Below are 19,350 nucleotides of genomic sequence, written 5' to 3'. Positions count from 1 at the left end.
GCTCTGGGGGTTCGGGGCGGGACACGACACGGTGGCGGTGTCCCCGGGGCGGTCGGGCGCGATTCGTGGTCGGCCCGGACCTCGTAGTCGCCAGGTAACCCTGTGCCGACGGGCGGCCGCCAGACTCCGTCGCCGGAATGCCGCCGTCGTACGACGAACGGCAGCTTATGTCACCCAACCGGACGAGGGAACAACCGCTCACCGCACCGCACGTGCATCGGCATTTGCAGACAGTGTGCTGGTCAGCGCCCGTCGTCGGTGATCTTGCCGTTGTCGTCGAACGTGAGCGTCTGCTGTTCGGTGCTCTTGCTGCCGTCCTGGTGCGTGACCTCGACCGTGTTCACCGTGGTGCCGTGCTGCGGGTCGATGGTGACCTTCTTGACCTCGAAATACGCGACGTCGGCGTAGCGCTTGCGCAGCCCCTGCGGACCCTGCTGCTTGAGGTCGCCGGACGTGACCGACGAGGCCTCGGACGGGTCGGTGGTGACGTTGTTGAAGAACTTCTCCGAGTTGTTCCCCATCGTGTTCGGGTCGTTGGCGGTGAAGTACGGAGGCTCTTTCGTTTCCCGTTGAGCGGGAGTGACCGGCGGCTTCTCCGGCGGTTCGCTCGACGAGGGCGAGTCCGTCGTCGTCGGCGCGGACGTCCTGCTGCCGGTGCCGGGGCCCGCGGACGTGGTCACGCCGGCCGAACTGCTGCTCGCGGAACTGCTCGGACCGGAGCCCTGCTGCGGATGCGTGCCGTTGTCCGAGGTGACGCCGTCGGGACTGGTGCTGGAGCCGCTGCGCGGGACGTTGCCGCCGATCCCGCTGTGCTGCCCGTTCGGGATGAGCGCGCTGAGGTTCGGGTTGCCGCCGTTCTGCCTGCCGGGCCAGCCGCCGCCACCGACCGCGTCGGTCGTCGTGGTGGCGGGCCCGCCGACCAGGAACGTCCCGGCGAACAGCAGCCCGACGACCACCGCACCGGACGCGCCGGTGGCGAACCACGCGGCCTTGCGCCAGGTCTTCGGCGGGGTGACCGACGCGGGCACCGAACCGAGGTCGAACGTGCCGAGGCCGTCCAGCAGCGGTGCGGAATACACGCGCACCTCGTCGTCCTGCTGTTCTTGTTTCTCCAGCGGCGAGACGGCCGGTTCGCCGAGCGTGACGCGCTGGCGCCGGGGCGGTTCCTCCGCGACCGAGTTCAGCTCGACGCGTTCGCGGGGGCTTTCCGGCCGGTTGGCCAGCGCGGCGGAAGTAGTGGCGACGCGTTCCTGCCGGGTGCGCCGGGTCGGCTGGGGGAGTGCGCTTTCCGGCGGGGCGAAGGCGCGGTGCTCCTCAGGGATCCGGTTCTGCGGAGGAGCGAAGGCGGCGCGGGATTCGGTCCGCCGGGCGGTGTGGCGGCTCTCGGCTTCCTGCCGAGGGGAAACGACGTTCTGCCGGGGTTCGGCCAGCCGGTCCGGTGCGGAGGCCTGGCGGCGCGGGGGTTCGACGGGGGCTCGGCCGCCGCGCGGATCGCTCGTCGCCCGGCGGCGCTGCGGCTGCGGCAACGGCGGTTCGCCGATCGGCAACGTGCCGCTGGCGGTGGGGAAAACCGGCTGGTTAGGGGCCGGGCGGTTGCCGTCGTCGGGCACGCGGTTCGCGCGCGGAGCCGGTGCGCCGCGCAGTTGCGGGTTCTCGCTGCCCCGCTGCACCGGAGCGCCGTCGACGGCGGGCGCGGAGCCGGTGCGGTGCCGGTGATGTCCGGCGGTGCGCGGCGGCACCATCGGGGTCCAGGTGCCGTCGGCGCGGACGCGGTGCCGTCCGGGAACGGTGACCTCGGCGTCCGACACCGCGCCGGGGCGATCCGCGTGCCGCCGACCGCCCATCGTGTTTCCCGTCATGCCGGTCCGACCCCTCCGCGCGAGGGGCGTGACGGCGCCGGGGCGGTCGTCAACCCGAACGGAGCAGGCGAGCGGAGAACGACGCTTGCGTCCACACTTGCGAACTCCCGCGCAAATGCACGCGCACGCGGAGAACGGCGCGCGGAGCCGCAGCTCCCGCGCGTCCTCCGGGCATAGCCCGGCGCAGACGCCAGGGTCCTCACGGACTTCACAGTAGGAAACCGGAAGGCGAATGTCTTCACCCATCCTGCAACTTGCACCGGTTTCACTCGACCGGGCGCGCCCGAACGGGCGGCACGTCACGCAGCGCAGCGTGCTGCCCGGTGTTTGCCCAGTTCGGGGGCTCCTCAGCCGCCGCTGCGGTACTTCGCCTGCGTCGACTGGAGGGCCTTCATCGACGTCGCACCGCTACCGACCGCGATGACGATGGAGATGACGTCCAGCACGACGTTGCCGGAAGTGAGCAGCCACGCGAACAGCGAGGCCGCCGTGGCGCCGCCGGCAAGTGCCCAGCGGCTGCGCACGTACTGCGCCACCGGGGCCCCGCCCGCCCGCTTGCCCGCCGCGTTGTTCAGCAGCGCCAGGTAGCCGACGTGGCCGAGGGCAGCCAGCACGCTCGCGATCGCGATGATGACGGCGATGAGGTTAATCATGTGTCCAGTCTGCCCGGTTTCCGCGCGGCGCGAATCGGGGATGCCCCGGATGCCGGGTCAGCGGCCCAGCCTGCCGCGGCCGAGGTTCAGCAGCAGCATCGCCAGCTGCCTGCCCTCCGGGCCCAGTTCGCGGTAGCGCGCCAGCACGTCCATCTCGCGGTTGTAGACGATTTTCGTGCCGCCCGCGGCCATCCGGGCCGCGCCGATGGTCTTCGACACCTCGACCCGGCGCTTCACGAGCCGGAGGATTTCGGAGTCGAGCCAGTCGATCTCCTCGCGAAGCGACGAGATGTCCTCGCCCGCCGGGGTGTGCTCGGCGGGCTGTCCGTCGGCGTTCTGCGTCTGCGCGTTCATCGGGACCTCTCTGAAGTCCGGACTCCCCGTGGCCCAGGGACGGCGAAAGCCCCGGGTCCAGTGGACTCCGGGGCTGCGGGTGATGGCGGGTGGGGCACTACGCGATCACGGGAGCCGGAGTCCGGGTCCCGTAAAAAAATCGCTCGCTGCTGTGCCGCACGGATTCAGTATGGCACAGGCGCGCCCGGCCGCTGCCGGAACGCCCGCACCCGCGCGTGCAGTACCAAGCTGATGAACAGCCAGAACAACGGCATCGCCGGCCAGAAGAAGAACGCCCCGCCGATCGCCCAGCGCACGATCAGCAAGGTCGCGAGCACGGCGACGATGCCGAGGTGCACGCGCAGCGCCGGATGTTCGCGCAGCGCGGCCCGGGTCAGCGGCCAGCCGCCGCCGCGCGGCCGGGCAGGCGCCGGGCGGGGGAGATCGGCGGTGAGTTCGCCGAGTTCGTCGGTGTAGCGGGCGGCGTAGACCGTGCGCAGCCGCTCTTCCACCTCTTCGAGAGTGAGCCGTCCGTCGGAACCGGCGGACTGGATGGTCTCGGCGACGCGCTCGCGGTCGCCGTCGGAAGCCCTCAGCCGGGCGGGAATCTTGTCGTCCATGCCCACCGATGCTCCGCGCCGCGGCGGCGTCGCGCGTCGGACGCGAGGCGACACTGCGGCGTACGTCGGCAAGCGCAGGCCGACCCCGTGGCTGTTCCGGGACTGTCGTACCCCCGGGGTAGCGTTGACAGACGATGGACACCCTCTTCGATCTCCCCGCAGACCCGCCCGCCCGCGCTGCCCGGCCGGGAACCGCAGACCTGCTCGAGGACCTCAACCCCGCCCAGCGCGAGGCGGTGACGCACGCCGGAGGTCCGCTGCTGGTCGTCGCGGGAGCCGGATCGGGCAAGACGCGCGTGCTCACACGCCGGATCGCCTACCTGCTCGGCCAGCGCGGCGTGCATCCGGGCGAGATCATGGCGATCACGTTCACCAACAAGGCCGCCGCCGAGATGCGCGAACGCGTCGCGGCGCTCGTCGGCAAGCGCGCGAACGCGATGTGGGTGTCCACGTTCCACTCGATGTGCGTGCGAATCCTCCGCCGCGAGGCGAAAACGCTCGGCATGTCGTCGAGTTTCTCCATCTACGACTCGGACGACTCGAAGCGCCTCATCACGCTCGTGGCGCGCGATCTCGACATCGACCCGAAGAAGTACGCCGCGCGCACGCTCGCGGTGCACATCTCGAACCTGAAGAACGAGCTGGTCGATCCGGAAGAGGCGGCCTCGAAGGCGGCGAACGACCTGGAGCGGCGGGTCGCCGAGGTCTACGCCGAGTACCAGCGCAGGCTGTCGAGCGCGAACGCGTTCGACTTCGACGACCTGATCATGCAGACAGTGTCGTTGCTGCAAGCGTTCCCGGACGTCGCGGAGTACTACCGGCGGCGCTTCCGGCACGTCCTGGTCGACGAGTACCAGGACACCAACCACGCGCAGTACACCCTGGTGCGCGCGCTCGCCGGCACCGAAGCCACGGACACCGGGATCGAGCCTGCCGAGTTGTGCGTGGTCGGCGACGCGGACCAGTCCATCTACGCCTTCCGCGGCGCGACCATCCGCAACATCGAGGAATTCGAACGCGACTTCCCGAACGCGCACACGATTCTGCTGGAGCAGAACTACCGCTCCACGCAAACGATCCTGTCCGCGGCCAACGCGGTCATCGCACGCAACCCCAACCGGCGCGCCAAGCGGCTGTGGACCGATTCAGGCGACGGCGAGAAGATCGTCGGCTACGTGTCGGACAACGACCACGACGAGGCCGCGTTCGTCGCGGGGGAGATCGACTCGCTGGCGGAAAAGGGCGAGGCGGACTACTCGGACGTCGCGGTGTTCTACCGCACCAACAACCAGTCGCGAGTGTTCGAGGAAATCTTCATCCGGCTCGGCCTGCCGTACAAGGTCGTCGGCGGCGTGCGATTCTACGAACGGCGCGAAGTGCGGGACATGATCGCGTACCTGCGCGTCCTCGCGAACCCGGACGACACGGTCAGCCTGCGGCGGATTCTCAACGTCCCCAAGCGCGGCATCGGCGACCGGGCCGAGGCCGTCGTGGCGACGCACGCGGAACGGGAGCGGATCTCTTTCTGGGCCGCACTGCGTGACGCGGTCGAAGACAAGGTGGCGCTGCTGAACCCACGCTCGGCCAAGGCGATCACCGGCTTCGTGACGCTGCTGGACGAACTGCAGGAGATGGCGTCGTCCGGCACCGAGGTCCACGACCTGCTCGAAGCGGTCCTGGAGCGCACCGGCTACCGCGCGGAGCTTGAGGAATCGGACGACCCGCAGGACGCTTCGCGCGTCGAAAACCTCACCGAATTGGTGACGGTCGCGCGCGAATTCGCCGAGTTCACCGCCGAGGTCACCAACGACGAAAACGCGGAACTGGTCCTCGACGACGGCGTTCCCGCCCCCGGCTCCCTGCCCGCTTTCCTGGAACGGGTTTCCCTGGTCGCGGACGCCGACTCGATCCCCGCTTCAGACGGCGGCGAAGAAGGCGACGGCGGTGCGGGCGTGGTCACCCTGATGACCGTGCACACCGCCAAGGGCTTGGAGTACCCGGTCGTCTTCTGCACCGGCTGGGAAGACGGCGTCTTCCCGCATATGCGCGCCCTGGGCGATCCCGCTGAATTGGCCGAAGAACGCCGTTTGGCCTACGTGGCGATTACCCGTGCGCGGCAACGGCTTTACGTGTCGCGCGCCCTCACCCGGTCGGCGTGGGGACAGCCGCAGATGAACCCCGCTTCCCGCTTCCTGGACGAACTGCCGCCGGACCTCGTCGACTGGCGTCGCCTGGAACCGTCCTCCCCAGGCTTCGGCAACTTCGGCTCCTCCTCCGGTTCCTCGTCCGGCCCGCGAGCCGCGACCACGTGGGGCCGCCGGTCTTCCTCGTCGTCGACGTCTTCGAGTTCGCCGTTCGGCAAGGCGTGGAAGGACACGGTGGCTCTGAAGCTGGACGTCGGAGACCGCGTGAGCCACGACAAGTACGGCCTGGGCACCGTCATCTCCTGCGACGGCATCGGCCCACGCGCGACCGCGACGATCGACTTCGGAGCTTCGGGCAAGGTGCGGCTGATGTTGATCGGCAGTGTGCCGATGGTGAAGCTCTGACTTCTGCTGCGGTTTCGGCTGTGGTTGCTGCAATTTCGCCGTGTCTATGACCGCGGCTGCTGCTGCGGCTCGGCTGTAGCTACGGCTGCTGTGGTTGTTGCGGCTGGCGCGGCTTTTGTGGTGTGTTCCTCCGTGCCGTGCCGTGCCGTGCCGTGCCGTGCCGTGCCGTGCCGTGCCGTGCCGTGCCGTGCCGTGCCGTGCCGTGCCGTGCCGTGCCGTGCCGTGCCGTGCCGTGCCGACGAGAGCCGTGCCGACGAGAGCCGTGCCCAGAGCCCAATTCTCCTCCATCCCGCCTGCCAAATCGGGATTGCCCGAGCCTGCTTGCCCAGGCGAGCACTAGCCGCGCCGATGCCGCATTACCGCTCCGAGCTCCACACCGCCTTCCGCACGACGCTGCCGTTGCGTCTCCAGGCACCAGCCCCGAACCTCCGGTGTTGCTTTCCGGCCCGTAGCAAGTCGCCCCTGTCAGTGCCGTGAAGCCTTCCCAGCCGTTCTCCAGCGCAGGTCTCCTCGAAACTGATCTGCCCCAGCGCACAGCGGCCGTGGCTTCCCAGCCCAACACCTGCGCGGCGCGCGACACCAGCCCGTCCAGCCGTCGCGGACATTTTTCGCCGGACCGAGTGAACTCACCGCCAACCCTCCGATCTTGTCGGTCCCCTCCGGCATACTGAACTTCATCGAACACAAGTTCGATGAAATGCGGTAGGCTGTGGAAGGGGTGCAGGGGATGGACGCGGTGCTGTTTGGGGTATTCGCCGCTGGGGTACAGGAGTACTTGAGGAGAGTCGCGGGGACGGTTGCTGTGGGGACGGCAGCCCGGCCAGCTCGGGACGTGCCAGGGGATGTGGCGCGGCTGGCCGCAGCATGGCGAGCGCTGCTGAGGCAGCACGCATTAGGTCCGGACGGCAGATGCGTCGTCTGCGGAGGAACATCGCGCGCTGACGAGGGAATCGCGCGATGGATGCCATGGCGAAGACGCGCTGACCTGTGCACGGTGTGGCAGGTGGCAGTCGCCTATTTCGTCCGTCGCCTACCTGGCAGCGATCCGTGACGTTGTCGCCTGACAGCCGAAGCCTCGCTCGGGCAGGGATTGCCGGGATTCGTCGCCGAAGCGACGTCCACACGGCGCGACTGACCGGCGGTTTCGTTCGGCCAGCTCTGCATCACGGGTGACGAGGCAGCCTTGAATATCACCCGCGTCGAGAGCGGCGATGCATTTCACCGGCAAGCTTGTCGATCCATCGCGATGCGACGTGCCGCCAGGATTCCTCGCGCCCGAAGGCGTTTCAGCCGCTAGCAGCCTGGAGCGGATCCGTGCGGATCAAGCTCAGTCGACAGTGTCCATGCGGCACCAGACGCCGCCGCGCCGGTCGCCCGGCACACAGGAAATGAGGTGTGGATCAGACGTTCACGCCGCGGGCCGCAAGCCACGGACGCGGGTCGATCTTCTTGGTGCCGTCCTGCCACACCTCGAAGTGCAGGTGCGGGCCGGTGCTCTCGCCGCGGTTGCCGATCTCGGCGATCTGCTGGCCGCACTTGACCTTCTGGCCCTCGCGGACGGAGAAGCTGTTCATGTGGCCGTAGACCTGGATGGTGCCGTCGTCGAGCTGGACGCGTACCCAGAGGCCGAAACCGCTGGCGGGGCCTGCCTGGATGACGGTGCCGTCGGAGGCGGCGTAGATCGGGGTGCCGATGGAGTTGGCGATGTCGATGCCGAGGTGGCTCGTGCCCCAGCGGGCGCCGAAGCCGGAGGTGAACGTGCCGTGAGCGGGCATGCAGGTCTTCGGGCGGGCGGCCTCTTCGGCGGCCTGGCGCGCGGCTTCGGTCTCCGCCTGCACGCGGGCCTTGGTGACCTTGGCGCTGTCGGCCATCTTCGCGGCTTCGGCGGAGGCGTCGACGGCGTGGCCGGTCGGCAGCAGTTCGGGAGCTCCCCCGGAGCCCGCGCTGCCGAGGGTGAACGAGGCGCTCGCGTTCTGTGCGTTGGCGAGCGGGGTGACCGAGGCGTCGGAATCGCCGCCGGTGGTCGACTTGAGGGTCTGGCCCGCGGCGGCTGCGGCGAACGCGCCGGCCGCGACGGCGGCGACCACGACCCGCCCGCGAAGGGCGGAGGAGGGCGGGGAGATGCGGTGCTGTCCCCGGACGCGGATGACTGCACCGTCCAGTGCGTCTTTCAGCGCCGGGGAAGGGGCTTGGCCGCCGGGGGAGCGGTGTGAAGCCAAGACAGGGCCTTCCATCGTCGGGGAGTCGGGCGGAAGCGAACTCGGGCGGGGGATCCCGTGAACGAACCTCGGGGGTGATTCGCTCAGCGTCCTGCTTCGTGACCTGACTGTAATGGGGACCGGAGGACAGTAACGAAGCGGCGCCTCAATGAGCAAGACGCGACCGGGCTTTCGGCCGAACGAGTGGCGCGCATCGTGCGTCTAGCTGTGGAAACTACCCAAAGTTAATCGGGGACTACTTCACTGGTTGTGGCTTGAGTCACATACCTTCGGATGGCCCAGTGCTCTCGAGGGGCTTCTCGGCGGCCTCGCGGACGAAATAACCGGTCGCCCCCGCGCGTTGAAGCAGTTTCACGCCGAGTCTTGTGATGTCGCTCACTGGCGGCAGCGCTAGTGGGCCCTCGCGGAGCCTCCACTGTCCGGCGACAAATCCCGTCTGGACCTGCCTGGACTGCAAGCGTGAGACCCGACTTGTTTGCTGCCCGGTCACGTCAGGTGGCTTCGCCTGGTCAGCCTCTGGTGCCCCTCATTGCCCGGCATCTCTGGCTCGGTCCGCACGCCCTGTCAGCACCGCGGCACCCGTGACGATGCGGTTCACCTGCGCTGACCCGGCCACGCGACCCGCTTGTCCAGTCCGTCCGGCATCCGTCGTGGAGGACCTCGGTGACGCAGTTGGCTGCCTTGCCCTGGGCAAGCTCAGCGTCCGTCGCCGCTGTTCACGGCGGTGCGGCCGGTTGCCTGCCCTCCCCGGCAGGCGCCGGCCGTCCCTGTCCCCGGTCCCAGGCGGACCGTCCCCACGATCTGCCCGAGCCTGTCGTGCTCCCCGCGACCCGGCCGGATCGCCTGTCCCGGCAGGCGCTGGCCGCCTCCGTTCCTGGCAGGTCCTCCCCGGCCTGCCAGGAACGGAGATCGCGGCTCCCCTCCGCGATGCGGCCGTTCACCTGCCCTCCCCGGCAGGTCTCGGCCCTCTCCACGTCGGTCCCGGCAAGTCGTCCCCACGACCTTCCGGCACCCGCCGCGCCTCCCCGCCGCGACCGGGTCGGGCACCTGCCACGAACAGGCATCCGACCTCGTCCATCGCCCCCGCGATGTGTCCCCGTGCTTTGTCCCGCGCCGGAGTGACGCCCCGAACGGCACTCCCTTACGCGACTTCCCCGAAGTTTTTTCCCGACGCTCCCTCCGGCACTCCCGTCCTTCTGCCGTCGAGACCTCCGGCCCGCGCCCCTCTTACGCGGATCGGCGGAATTTTTCTTCGCACCCGTCAGACGCGCGGGAACGGCCAAAGGTTCATCCGGCGGGGAATTCACCTGGAAGTGCGTTCCGGCCTGGTCGAGGCGGCCCTGCTGTCCCCGGGCCGGGGCCGGTCCTTGCTAGCGTCGCGAGCGATGACTCCGCCGACCCCAGAGCCTTCCGACGGCGATTCCGCCCCGGACACCCCGGGCCGTCCCGCCGGACCCCGGCGTCCCAGCCTCGCCGAACGCAAGGCCGCCGCCCGAGCCCGAGCCCGCCGCGACGCCGATCGCGCGAAATCGGATCCAGCCGATTCATCCCGTCGCCGAGGGAAAGATCCTGCTGGACGTTCGGCTGACTCGTCCGGTGCTGAGCCGAGGTCGGCAAGCCCCGCCGGCTCGTCTCGCCGCGGCGGAGAGACATCCGCGGGAAGCTCGCCCGGCCGTGCCGAGCCGCAGTCGGTGGAAGGCTCTGCCGGAGAGGCTTCTGCGGAAAGCTCAGCCGACCCGGTTGCCCGCGACCGGTCCGCAGCGGAAAGCCCGGCCAACGGGGAACCCGCCAGGCGACAGCGTGACGAGCCAGGCCTGACCAGCCGGAAGTCCGCCGCCATCCCGGCCGAGCCGAAACCCGCGCCGCGGAGCATCCCCAGCCGCCAGGACGCAAACCGTCAGGACGCAGATCGCCGGGACGCAGACCGCCGGGGCGCGAGCCGTCAGGACGCAGGCCGCCGGGACGCAGACCGCCGGGGCGCGAGCCGTCAGGACCCAGGTCACCGAGGCGCAAACCGTCAGGACGCGAGCCGCCAAGGCGAGGCCCTCCTGGATCTCACCGACCAAACCCCCTCCCCAAGGCTCCGAGCCGCCACCGCTCTCCTCGCCATCGGCGCCCTGGCCTTGGCCGCCGGCGCCATCGCCCCGGTCTCGCCCGACGCTGGGCCGGGCTACCTCTCCTGGCCGCTTCTCGTCATCCTCGCCGTCGTCCCGGCCGGGATCGCCGTCGCGGCGGCTCGCAGCGGGCGGTACGGGCTGGCCGCCGGTCTCGTCACCGGACTCGCCGCCCTCGCGCCGGGGCGGCTGGTCCTCGATCTCCAGTTCCTCGTCAACGGCTCCAAAACCATCCGCCCCGAGCTGTATCTCCCCGACCGGCTGCTCGACCGCAGCGGCGTGGGCATCGGGTTCTGGCTGCTGATAGCCGGGCATCTGCTGACGCTCGCCGCCGGAATAGTGGCCGCGCGCGTCGTGCGGGAGCGCAATGAGATCGCTGGCGGCGATGACAAACGCCGCTGGCGGCTGATCATTCCGCTGCTCGCCGTCGTCGCCGCGGTCGGACTGTTGATGACTCCCGTCCTCTCGGACGACCCGTTTCTCCTTGCCCGGTCGGCATTTGAAGGTCCCGGGCTAGCGCTCGCCGGTTACCTTCTCCTCGCCGGTGCGCTGCCGGTCGCCGCGGTGCTCGGGGTTTTCGCCGGATCCGACGGCGTCGCTCGCGGGACGCTCGGCGGAATCGTCGCGGCGGTGCTGGCCGTCGCGGTGCCGACGTTCGTCGCGGGCCTCGCCGTGTCGGGGCTGGAAGTTTCCACCGGCGCGTATCTCGCTGTCGTGCCGATGGTGCTGGTTCTCGTCCTCACTCCACTTGCGACACCGCAGCAGTCGCAAACCGAGCGCACCGACCTGGCCGGCGAGGCCCGCGTGCCGGGGCTCACCATCTGGCGCGCGCTCACCGGGCTGCTCGCGGTGCTGACCGGAATCGCGGCGGCGATCGGCGCGTACGCTCCTCAACTCGGCAACAGCACGGACAGTCCGGCTCGTCTGCAACTGCTGATCGCGGCCATTCTTGTCGTGCTGCCAACGCCTTTCCTTCTCGCCCGACGCACCGCGCCGGGCGCGCGCGGAATTCTCGCGGTGTTGTGGGCTGGCGTCGTGCTCGCGGGAACTGCGGTCCTCAGCACGGCCATCACCGCTTCCGAAGCGACTGGGCTCGGCGGGCTGGGCGGCGCGATCAGTTACCACCTCGGCGCGGGAGCCGTTTTCACCGCGATCGCGCTCGGTCTCGCCGGGCTTACCGGATTGGCCGCGGTGCTCACCGGTGTCGTGGAACGCGACGACACCGGTACCGAAGGGCCGCGATCCGCCTCAGCGATTCCGGCCGTAATCACCGCGGTGCTGGCGATCGCGACGTTCGGCACACCCGTGTTCACCGCGCAGGATTACGCGCCGCCCGGTCTCTGGTCCGATTTCGACACTCCGTCGTGGGGATTGCTCGCCGCGCTGCTCGTCGTTCTCGGGACGCTCGGGTTGAGCGTTCGTTCGCGGCCCGGCGCCGCGGCGGCTGGACTGGCCGGAGCGGCGGTGCTCCTTGCCTTGCACGTCGCCGAGATTCCGCTGGTCAGTTGGCTGTTCTATGCCGCGAAGCCAGGTGCGGGATTCTGGCTCGGACTGGCTGCGGTCGTGGCGGCAGTCATCACCGCGGTCATCGCGGCTGCGGGTGCGAAGAAGTGAGTCCGCGCCGCGTCGTCCTCGTGGAGCTCGCCGAAGAAACCGCGGCGATTCCGTTGGCGCGAATGCTGCGCGACGCCGGTCTCGAAGTCGTCCACGTAGGACACCTCGACACGGCGGAAAAGATCGCGTGCACCGCCGAACAGGAGGATCCAGACATTCTGGGCCTCCTCGGCGGTCCTGTCCCCGAAGGTCTCGCGGAAGCGCTCTCCGGCACCACGGTGATCGAATTAGGCGGGGAAAGCCCCGAAAAGGCCGCCGAAATGCTTGTCGGTGGGCGGTCTCACACCCTCGGCACACCCTCTGACCGCGTACGGTGACCGACTTCACCAGGTGCGGCGTCCCCTGCGTCTGCGCTGGTCGCTAACCTCGACTGGTCCGACAGCGCGGTCCGGAAAACGGACCACCACAGTGGCGTGTCGTCAGGAGACTGGAGTAGTGGACCTCTACGAGTACCAGGCGAGGGATCTCTTCGCCGCCCACGGAGTACCGGTTCTGCCGGGCGCCGTGGCAAGCACCCCGGAAGAAGCCAAGGCCGCCGCGGAGCAGATCGGCACCCAGGTCGTCGTCAAGGCGCAGGTGAAGGTCGGCGGCCGGGGCAAGGCGGGCGGCGTCAAGCTGGCCCAGACGCCCGACGAGGCGAAGGAGAAGGCGGAAGCCATCCTCGGCCTCGACATCAAGGGCCACATCACGCACCGCGTGCTGGTGGCGGAAGCCTCGGACATCGCGTCCGAGTACTACTTCTCCTTCCTGCTCGACCGCGCCAACCGCACCTTCCTCGCGATGGCGTCGTCCGAGGGCGGCATGGAGATCGAGCAGCTCGCGGTCGAGCGCCCGGACGCGCTCGCCAAGATCCCGGTCGACGCGATCAAGGGCGTCGACAAGGCCACCGCGCTCGAGATCCTCAAGGCGGGCAACTTCCCGGCCGAGATCATCGACGAGGCCGCCGACGTCGTGGTGAAGCTGTGGGAGACCTTCGTCTCCGAGGACGCCACCCTGGTCGAGGTCAACCCGCTGGTCCGCGACCCGCAGGACAAGATCATCGCCCTCGACGGCAAGGTCACCCTCGACGAGAACGCCTCCTTCCGCCACCCGGCGCACGAGGAGCTCGTCGACAAGCAGGCCGAGAACCCGCTCGAGGCGAAGGCCAAGGCCAAGAACCTCAACTACGTCAAGCTCGAGGGCGAAGTCGGGATCATCGGCAACGGCGCGGGCCTCGTGATGTCCACTTTGGACGTCGTGGCGTACGCGGGCGAGAAGCACGGCGGCGTCAAGCCCGCCAACTTCCTCGACATCGGCGGCGGCGCGTCGGCCGAGGTCATGGCGGCCGGTCTGGACGTCATCCTCAACGACACCGACGTGAAGAGCGTGTTCGTGAACGTCTTCGGCGGCATCACCGCGTGCGACGCGGTCGCGAACGGCATCGTCGAGGCGCTGAAGATCCTGGGCGACGAGGCCACCAAGCCGCTGGTCGTCCGCCTGGACGGCAACAACGTCGTCGAGGGTCGCCAGATCCTGGCCGACGCGAACCACCCGCTGGTCACCGTGGTGGACACAATGGACAACGCGGCCGACAAGGCTGCCGAGCTCGCCGCGGCAGGTGCGTGAGATGTCGATCTTCCTCAACGAGAACAGCAAGGTCATCGTCCAGGGGCTCACCGGCTCCGAGGGCATGAAGCACGCGACCAAGATGCTGAAGTCCGGCACCAACATCGTGGGCGGCGTCAACGCCCGCAAGGCCGGCCAGACGGTCACCATCGAGGGCAAGGACCTCACCGTGTTCGGCACGGTCGAGGAGGCCATCAAGGAGACCGGCGCCGACGTGTCGGTCATCTTCGTGCCGCCGAAGTTCGCCAAGGACGCGGTCATCGAGGCCATTGACGCCGAGATCCCGCTGGCCGTCGTCATCACCGAGGGCATCCCGGTGCACGACTCGGCCTACTTCTGGGCGCACGCGGTCGCGACCGGCAACAAGACCCGGATCATCGGGCCGAACTGCCCCGGCGTGATCAGCCCCGGCAAGTCGAACGCGGGCATCATCCCGGCCGACATCACCGGCGCGGGCCCGATCGGCCTCGTGTCGAAGTCGGGCACGCTGACCTACCAGATGATGTACGAGCTGCGCGACATCGGTTTCTCGACCGCGGTCGGCATCGGCGGCGACCCGGTCATCGGCACCACCCACATCGACGCCCTCGAGGCGTTCGAGAAGGACGCCGACACCAAGGTCATCGTGATGATCGGCGAGATCGGCGGCGACGCCGAGGAGCGCGCCGCGGCCTACATCAAGGAGAACGTGACCAAGCCGGTCGTCGGCTACGTCGCGGGCTTCACCGCCCCCGAGGGCAAGACGATGGGCCACGCGGGCGCGATCGTCTCCGGTTCGTCGGGCACCGCCGCGGCGAAGAAGGAGGCCCTCGAGGCCGCCGGCGTCAAGGTCGGCAAGACCCCGAGCGAGACCGCTGTTCTCGCCCGTGAGCTGTACAACAGCCTCGGCTGACCAGCGACGACTCCACTGGCGGAGGCCGGGCACCGACACGGTGCCCGGCCTTCGTCGTTTCCGCCCGCAACCGATCCGGCGTTCAGTGCGTCCAACGTCGCGGACGCCCACGGCGGATGCGCTAGCGTGCAGTCACTCGTGAGCGGGGGACGCCGCCGGCGCACCCCGGGCGCCACAGGATCCCGAACCGCCGGTCGATGAGACAGGAGAGCTTCCGATGACCTTCCCCAGTGGCGGGCCCGGCTACCCTCAGCAGGGCCAGCCGTCCCAGGGACCGCCCCCGTCGGGCGGGTTCCCGCAGCAGCCCCAGCCGCAGCAGGGCCCGCCTGCCGCGGGCTCCGGAGCGCCGCCGAACCTTCCGCTGCTGCTGTCCCTCGGCGTGGCCGGGCTTGGACTGGTGCAGTACTTCCTCGGCTTCGCCGCCGAGGCGGGCACGGCCGGGCAGCCCATTCTGTTCCTGCTTGTCGGCGGTTTGCTGTCGGCGCTGAACCTGTTGCCCAAGGGACCGAAGACGCTGCCGTTCGCCGCGCTGTTCAGCGTGCTCGGCGGGCTGGGCGCGCTCGACTCCGTCATCTCCGGGCGCACGTCCGCCATCGTGATCGTGGTGCTGATCCTCGGTCTCCTGCAGATGGCCGCGTCGGTCGCCCTGCTGCTGTTCGAGTACGGCGTGCTCAAGCCGCCGACGGCGCAGCCGTCCGCTCCGGCGTATCAGCAGCCCTACGGTCAGCAGGGCCAGTACCAGCCGACGCAGTACCAGCCGGCTCCCGGCCAGCAGTCCCCGCAGCCGCCTGCTCCGGGGCAGCAGCCGCCCGCCACTCCGCCGCCCGGCGGGCAGGCGACGACGTACGCGCCGCAGCAGGGCCAGTTCTTCCAGCCGCCCGCTGAGCAGAACAAACCGGGCACCCCGCCCGGCGGTTTCGGACAGCAAGGCTGAAACCCCTTCGCATCACCCACCCGCTGTGACTCTCCGTGTCACAGCGGGTGTTTTTCTTGGCCCGGTGCCACGACCGGGTGGGCGTTGGATTCGCCACGTCCGCCGGGCGGCGTGCCTCACCCGGACGGCCGAGCGCGGATGTCATGGTCGAGGACATGCAGGTGCTCACCAGTCCCGGACGCCCCGCGGGCGACGAGCCGGTGGGCGACTCCCTTGACCAGGATGTTCCCCGGTTCCGGGTGTTGCTCGCCGCGGCGCTCGGCCCGCTCGTCACCGGCTACGCGGTGGTCGCCACGCTGCTCGCGCTCGTCGCCCTGACCGCCCAGCACGCGATCTTTTCCGCGGGCGGCGTGCTGCTGTCGGCGGGGCCTGGCTGGCTGGCCGCCTACCAGGTCGAACTCGGGATCGGCGGGCATCCGCTCGGGATGCTGCCGCTGCTGCCGACGATCGGCGTGGTGCTGCTGGTCGCGCGGGCCGCGGCCAAGGCCGTGCGACGGCTTCGCTGCGCCAGGCTGCGGCACGCGGTCCCGTTGATCGCCACGATTTCCGGCGCACATCTGCTGTTCGGCGTGCTGATCTCGCTGTTTTCGATCGGCGAACCGGTGCGGGCGAACTTCTGGCTCGCCGCGGTCGTGCCTGCCGCGATCTCCGGGCTCGCGGCCACCGGCGGGGTGCTTCGCCGGTTCGGGACGCCGCAGGTGCTCGTCGACCGGCTTGACCCGCTGGCTTTTCGCGGTCTGCGCGCGGGCCTGCTCGGACTGTTCGCGCTGCTGGCCGCTGGCGCGCTGACGCTCACCGCAGCCACGGCGCTGTCCGCGCGCACGGTGTCCAGTCTGTTCGAGCCGTCGTTCGGGAGCAGCTTCGGCCTGTTCCTGCTTTCCGTGCTGTACCTGCCGAACGCTGTGGTGGCCGCGATGTCGTTCGTGAGCGGACCCGGATTCAGCATCGGCAGTCTGGACGTGCACCTCATCGGCTACCGCGGCGGTTCCGTCCCCGGGGTGCCGCTGCTGGGCGGCATCCCCGAGCACGCCGCGTCGTGGTGGCCGGTGCTGCTGGTGCTGCCGCTGGCGGTCGGCGTGCTGGTCGGCTGGTCGGTCCGCGCGGTGGACGAGGACCCGGCGGCGCGGTTGCGGGTCGTGGTCGTCGCGGGCGCGGTCGTCGGGTTCGGCTGCGTGCTGCTGGGCACGCTCGCGGGCGGGCGGCTCGGCGACGGTCCGTTCGACCCGGTCAGCGTGCCGGTCGGGGTGGCGTCGATCGTCGCGTTCTGCTGGATCGTCATTCCGGCCGGGTTCGTGGCCTTCTTCGCGGGGGCGCACGCTCCGATGCGGCCGGTCGGGTCGCTTGAGGTGGAGGACGAGCCCGAAGCCGAGGCCGAGGCCGAGTCGGCTGAGTCCGGGGATGCCGAGCCGGAGGAGCCCGAGCCCGATGAGGACGTCGCGGACCCGGCCGAGGCCGAGGAAACCGAAGACGCTGAGGACGCTGAAGATTCCGGAGACTCTGAGGACGACGAGGACTTCGACGCCGAGGCCGACGCGGAACTGGGCCTCGACCAGCCGGAGGACGAGCCGGAAACCGAAGCAGCCGAGACCGAGGACAAGTCCGAGGACAAGCCGGAAACCCCCGCCGAAGAGCCGGACGCTGTGACCGAGTCCACCGAGGACTCCGGCGACGCGAAGCCCGCCGAGGACGACCGTTAGGGTTGGGGCGACCTGGTGAAGCGCCGTGCGCCCGAGGCGTACCGCCGTGCAAGGAGCCCGTTCTGGCCAGCCGCTTGGAACTGCCCACTCCGGTGAAGATCGTCGTGCTCGCGTCCGGTTCCGGCACGCTGCTGCAGGCTGTGCTCGACGCGGTCGGGCAGCCCGGGTTCCCGGCCTCCGTCGTCGCGGTCGGCGCCGATCGGAAGGGAATCGAGGCGCTCGCGCGGGCGGAACGGGCTGATGTGCCGTCGTTCACCGTGCGCGTCGCCGACCATCCGGACCGGGCCGCGTGGGACCGCGCGCTCGCCGAGGCGGTCGCGGCCTATCAGCCCGACCTCGTGGTGTCCGCGGGCTTCATGAAGATCCTCGGGCCGGAGTTCCTGTCGCGGTTCGCTGGCCGCGTGATCAACACCCACCCCGCGCTGCTGCCGTCGTTCCCCGGGATGCACGCGGTCGCCGACGCGCTGGCCGCGGGCGTGCGCGTCACCGGATCGACGGTGCATTTCGTCGACGCCGGGGTGGACACTGGCCCGGTCATCGCCCAGGAGGCGGTGCCGGTGGAGACCGACGACACCGAAGACGTCCTGCACGAGCGGATCAAAGCCGTGGAACGCAGGCTGCTGGTTGAAACGATCGAGCGACTCGGCCGTGGTGGGTGCACCGTGGACGGACGAAAGGTGAGGTTTTCGTGAGCACAGCACAGGGACGGCGCCCGGTCCGGCGCGCGCTGATCGGCGTCTCGGACAAGGCCGGCCTGCTCGAGCTCGCGACCGGCCTGCACGCGGCCGGCGTGGAGATCGTGTCGACCGGCGGCACGGCGAAGGTCATCGCGAACGCCGGGGTTCCGGTCACGCCGGTCGAGCAGGTCACCGGGTTCCCCGAGTCGTTCGACGGCCGGGTCAAGACGCTGCACCCGCGCGTGCACGCCGGGCTGCTCGCCGACCAGGGCAACGACGACCACGTCGCCCAGCTCAAGCAACTCGACATCGCGGCTTTCGACCTGCTCGTGGTGAACCTGTACCCGTTCCAGGCGACCGTCGCGTCCGGAGCGAGCTTCGAGGACTGCGTCGAGAACATCGACATCGGCGGTCCTGCGATGGTGCGCGCAGCAGCGAAGAACCACGGCAGCGTCGCTGTCGTCGTGGACCCGGCGCGGTACGCGTGGGTGCTTGAGCAGGTCTCCGCGGGTGGCTTCGAACTCTCGGACCGCAAGCGGCTCGCTGCGCAGGCGTACGCGCACACGGCTGCGTACGACACCGCTGTCGCTTCGTGGTTCGCCAACGCGTACGCGCCTTCGGACGACAGTGGCTTCCCAGACTTCCTCGGCGCGACGTGGGACCGTGCGGACGTACTGCGCTACGGCGAGAACCCGCACCAGAAGGCGGCGCTGTACCGCGGCGCGCAGCCAGGCCTCGCGCACGCGGAGCAGCTTCACGGCAAGGCGATGTCGTACAACAACTACGTCGACACTGACGCCGCGCGTCGGGCCGCCTTCGACTTCTCCGAGCCGGCTGTCGCGATCATCAAGCACGCCAACCCGTGCGGGATCGCTGTCGGCGCGGACGTCGCCGAAGCGCACCGCAAGGCGCACGCCTGCGACCCGGTGTCCGCGTACGGCGGCGTGATCGCCACGAACCGGCCGGTGAGCGTCGCGGCGGCGGAGCAGATCGCCGAGGTGTTCACCGAGGTCGTGCTCGCCCCCGACTTCGAGCCGGAAGCGCTGGAGATCTTGCAGCGCAAGAAGAACGTGCGGCTGCTGAAGCTGCCCGCGATCGAGAACGCGGCCCCGGTCGAGTTCCGGCCGATCTCCGGCGGTGTGCTCGTGCAGACCGCCGACGCGATCGACGCCCCCGGCGACGACCCGGCGAACTGGGAGCTGGCCACCGGCTCGCCCGCCGACGAGCAGACCCTGGCGGACCTGGAGTTCGCGTGGCGGGCGCTGCGCGCGGTGAAGTCCAACGCGATCCTGCTGGCGCACGAGCAGGCGACCGTCGGGGTCGGCATGGGCCAGGTCAACCGCGTCGACTCGTCGCGGCTGGCGGTCGCGCGGGCGGGCGACCGGGCGAAGGGCTCGGTCGGCGCGTCGGACGCGTTCTTCCCGTTCCCGGACGGGCTCGAGGTGCTGATCGAGGCGGGCGTGCGAGCCGTCGTCCAGCCCGGCGGGTCCATCCGCGACGCCGAGGTGATCGCCGCCGCCGAGGCCGCCGGGATCACGCTGTACCTCACCGGAACGCGCCACTTCGCGCACTGATTTTCTGCTG

The 19,350-nt window shown here is 70.0% G+C and carries 15 protein-coding genes; 9 read left to right on the top strand and 6 right to left on the bottom strand.

Annotated features, from left to right (window positions below):
* Positions 1-242 precede the first annotated feature (242 nt).
* From H4281_RS31910 to H4281_RS31895, 4 genes are all read right to left on the bottom strand, one after another.
* Positions 243-1,859 (bottom strand): hypothetical protein, encoded by a 1,617-nt coding sequence (locus H4281_RS31910; RefSeq protein ID WP_246412439.1) that lies wholly within the window; start codon positions 1,857-1,859, stop codon positions 243-245.
* 347 nt (positions 1,860-2,206) lie between these two features.
* Positions 2,207-2,512, bottom strand: coding sequence for a hypothetical protein (locus H4281_RS31905; RefSeq protein ID WP_182894580.1), 306 nt, complete (start codon positions 2,510-2,512; stop codon positions 2,207-2,209).
* 57 nt (positions 2,513-2,569) lie between these two features.
* Positions 2,570-2,866 carry a chorismate mutase gene (locus H4281_RS31900; RefSeq protein ID WP_009072470.1) on the bottom strand — a complete coding sequence of 99 codons (297 nt, stop codon included), beginning with the start codon at positions 2,864-2,866 and terminating at the stop codon, positions 2,570-2,572.
* Between the two features lie 164 nt (positions 2,867-3,030).
* Complete coding sequence (locus H4281_RS31895) at positions 3,031-3,465, bottom strand: DUF1707 SHOCT-like domain-containing protein (RefSeq protein WP_182894579.1); 435 nt, start codon at positions 3,463-3,465, stop codon at positions 3,031-3,033.
* A gap of 134 nt (positions 3,466-3,599) precedes the next feature.
* On the opposite strand from H4281_RS31895, the gene pcrA reads away from it, so the two are divergent.
* Entirely contained in the window at positions 3,600-6,014 is a 2,415-nt protein-coding gene (gene pcrA, locus H4281_RS31890) for a DNA helicase PcrA (RefSeq protein ID WP_182894578.1), read from the top strand.
* A 1,400-nt stretch (positions 6,015-7,414) separates the two neighbouring features.
* Here the strand turns inward: pcrA and H4281_RS31885 are convergent.
* Both H4281_RS31885 and H4281_RS31880 read right to left on the bottom strand, forming a co-directional pair.
* On the bottom strand, positions 7,415-8,101 hold the full coding sequence (locus H4281_RS31885; protein WP_182894684.1) for a M23 family metallopeptidase: 687 nt from the start codon (positions 8,099-8,101) through the stop codon (positions 7,415-7,417).
* 1,859 nt (positions 8,102-9,960) lie between these two features.
* Positions 9,961-10,299: a hypothetical protein gene (locus tag H4281_RS31880; protein WP_182894695.1), complete on the bottom strand. Its 339-nt coding sequence runs from the start codon at positions 10,297-10,299 to the stop codon at positions 9,961-9,963.
* A gap of 57 nt (positions 10,300-10,356) precedes the next feature.
* Here H4281_RS31880 and H4281_RS31875 point away from each other — a divergent pair, with 57 nt between their 5' ends.
* The 8 genes from H4281_RS31875 to purH all read left to right on the top strand — a co-directional run bounded on the left by H4281_RS31875 (position 10,357) and on the right by purH (position 19,340).
* A complete protein-coding gene (locus H4281_RS31875; protein ID WP_237597989.1) occupies positions 10,357-11,961 on the top strand; it encodes a hypothetical protein in 1,605 nt (534 codons plus the stop codon).
* A gap of 20 nt (positions 11,962-11,981) precedes the next feature.
* On the top strand, positions 11,982-12,278 hold the full coding sequence (locus tag H4281_RS31870; protein WP_376771973.1) for a hypothetical protein: 297 nt from the start codon (positions 11,982-11,984) through the stop codon (positions 12,276-12,278).
* A gap of 118 nt (positions 12,279-12,396) precedes the next feature.
* Positions 12,397-13,566, top strand: a complete 1,170-nt coding sequence (gene sucC / locus H4281_RS31865; RefSeq protein ID WP_182894576.1) for an ADP-forming succinate--CoA ligase subunit beta — start codon at positions 12,397-12,399, stop codon at positions 13,564-13,566.
* A gap of 1 nt (position 13,567) precedes the next feature.
* Entirely contained in the window at positions 13,568-14,458 is an 891-nt protein-coding gene (gene sucD, locus H4281_RS31860; protein ID WP_009072477.1) for a succinate--CoA ligase subunit alpha, read from the top strand.
* Between the two features lie 217 nt (positions 14,459-14,675).
* Positions 14,676-15,392: a DUF5336 domain-containing protein gene (locus H4281_RS31855; RefSeq protein ID WP_182894575.1), complete on the top strand. Its 717-nt coding sequence runs from the start codon at positions 14,676-14,678 to the stop codon at positions 15,390-15,392.
* Positions 15,393-15,535: 143 nt separating this feature from the next.
* On the top strand, positions 15,536-17,089 hold the full coding sequence (locus tag H4281_RS31850) for a cell division protein PerM (RefSeq protein WP_182894574.1): 1,554 nt from the start codon (positions 15,536-15,538) through the stop codon (positions 17,087-17,089).
* Between the two features lie 74 nt (positions 17,090-17,163).
* Positions 17,164-17,781: a phosphoribosylglycinamide formyltransferase gene (gene purN / locus H4281_RS31845; RefSeq protein ID WP_182894573.1), complete on the top strand. Its 618-nt coding sequence runs from the start codon at positions 17,164-17,166 to the stop codon at positions 17,779-17,781.
* Positions 17,778-19,340, top strand: coding sequence for a bifunctional phosphoribosylaminoimidazolecarboxamide formyltransferase/IMP cyclohydrolase (purH, locus tag H4281_RS31840; protein ID WP_182894572.1), 1,563 nt, complete (start codon positions 17,778-17,780; stop codon positions 19,338-19,340). Before purN ends, purH begins: the two co-directional genes overlap by 4 nt.
* The last annotated feature ends 10 nt before the right edge of the window (positions 19,341-19,350 follow it).

This window comes from Amycolatopsis dendrobii, from assembly GCF_014145675.1.
In the GTDB taxonomy this organism is placed as follows: Bacteria; Actinomycetota; Actinomycetes; order Mycobacteriales; family Pseudonocardiaceae; genus Amycolatopsis; species Amycolatopsis dendrobii.
The sequence above is the reverse complement of the archived record's forward strand: the minus strand, read 5'-3'. Positions and strand labels throughout refer to the sequence as shown.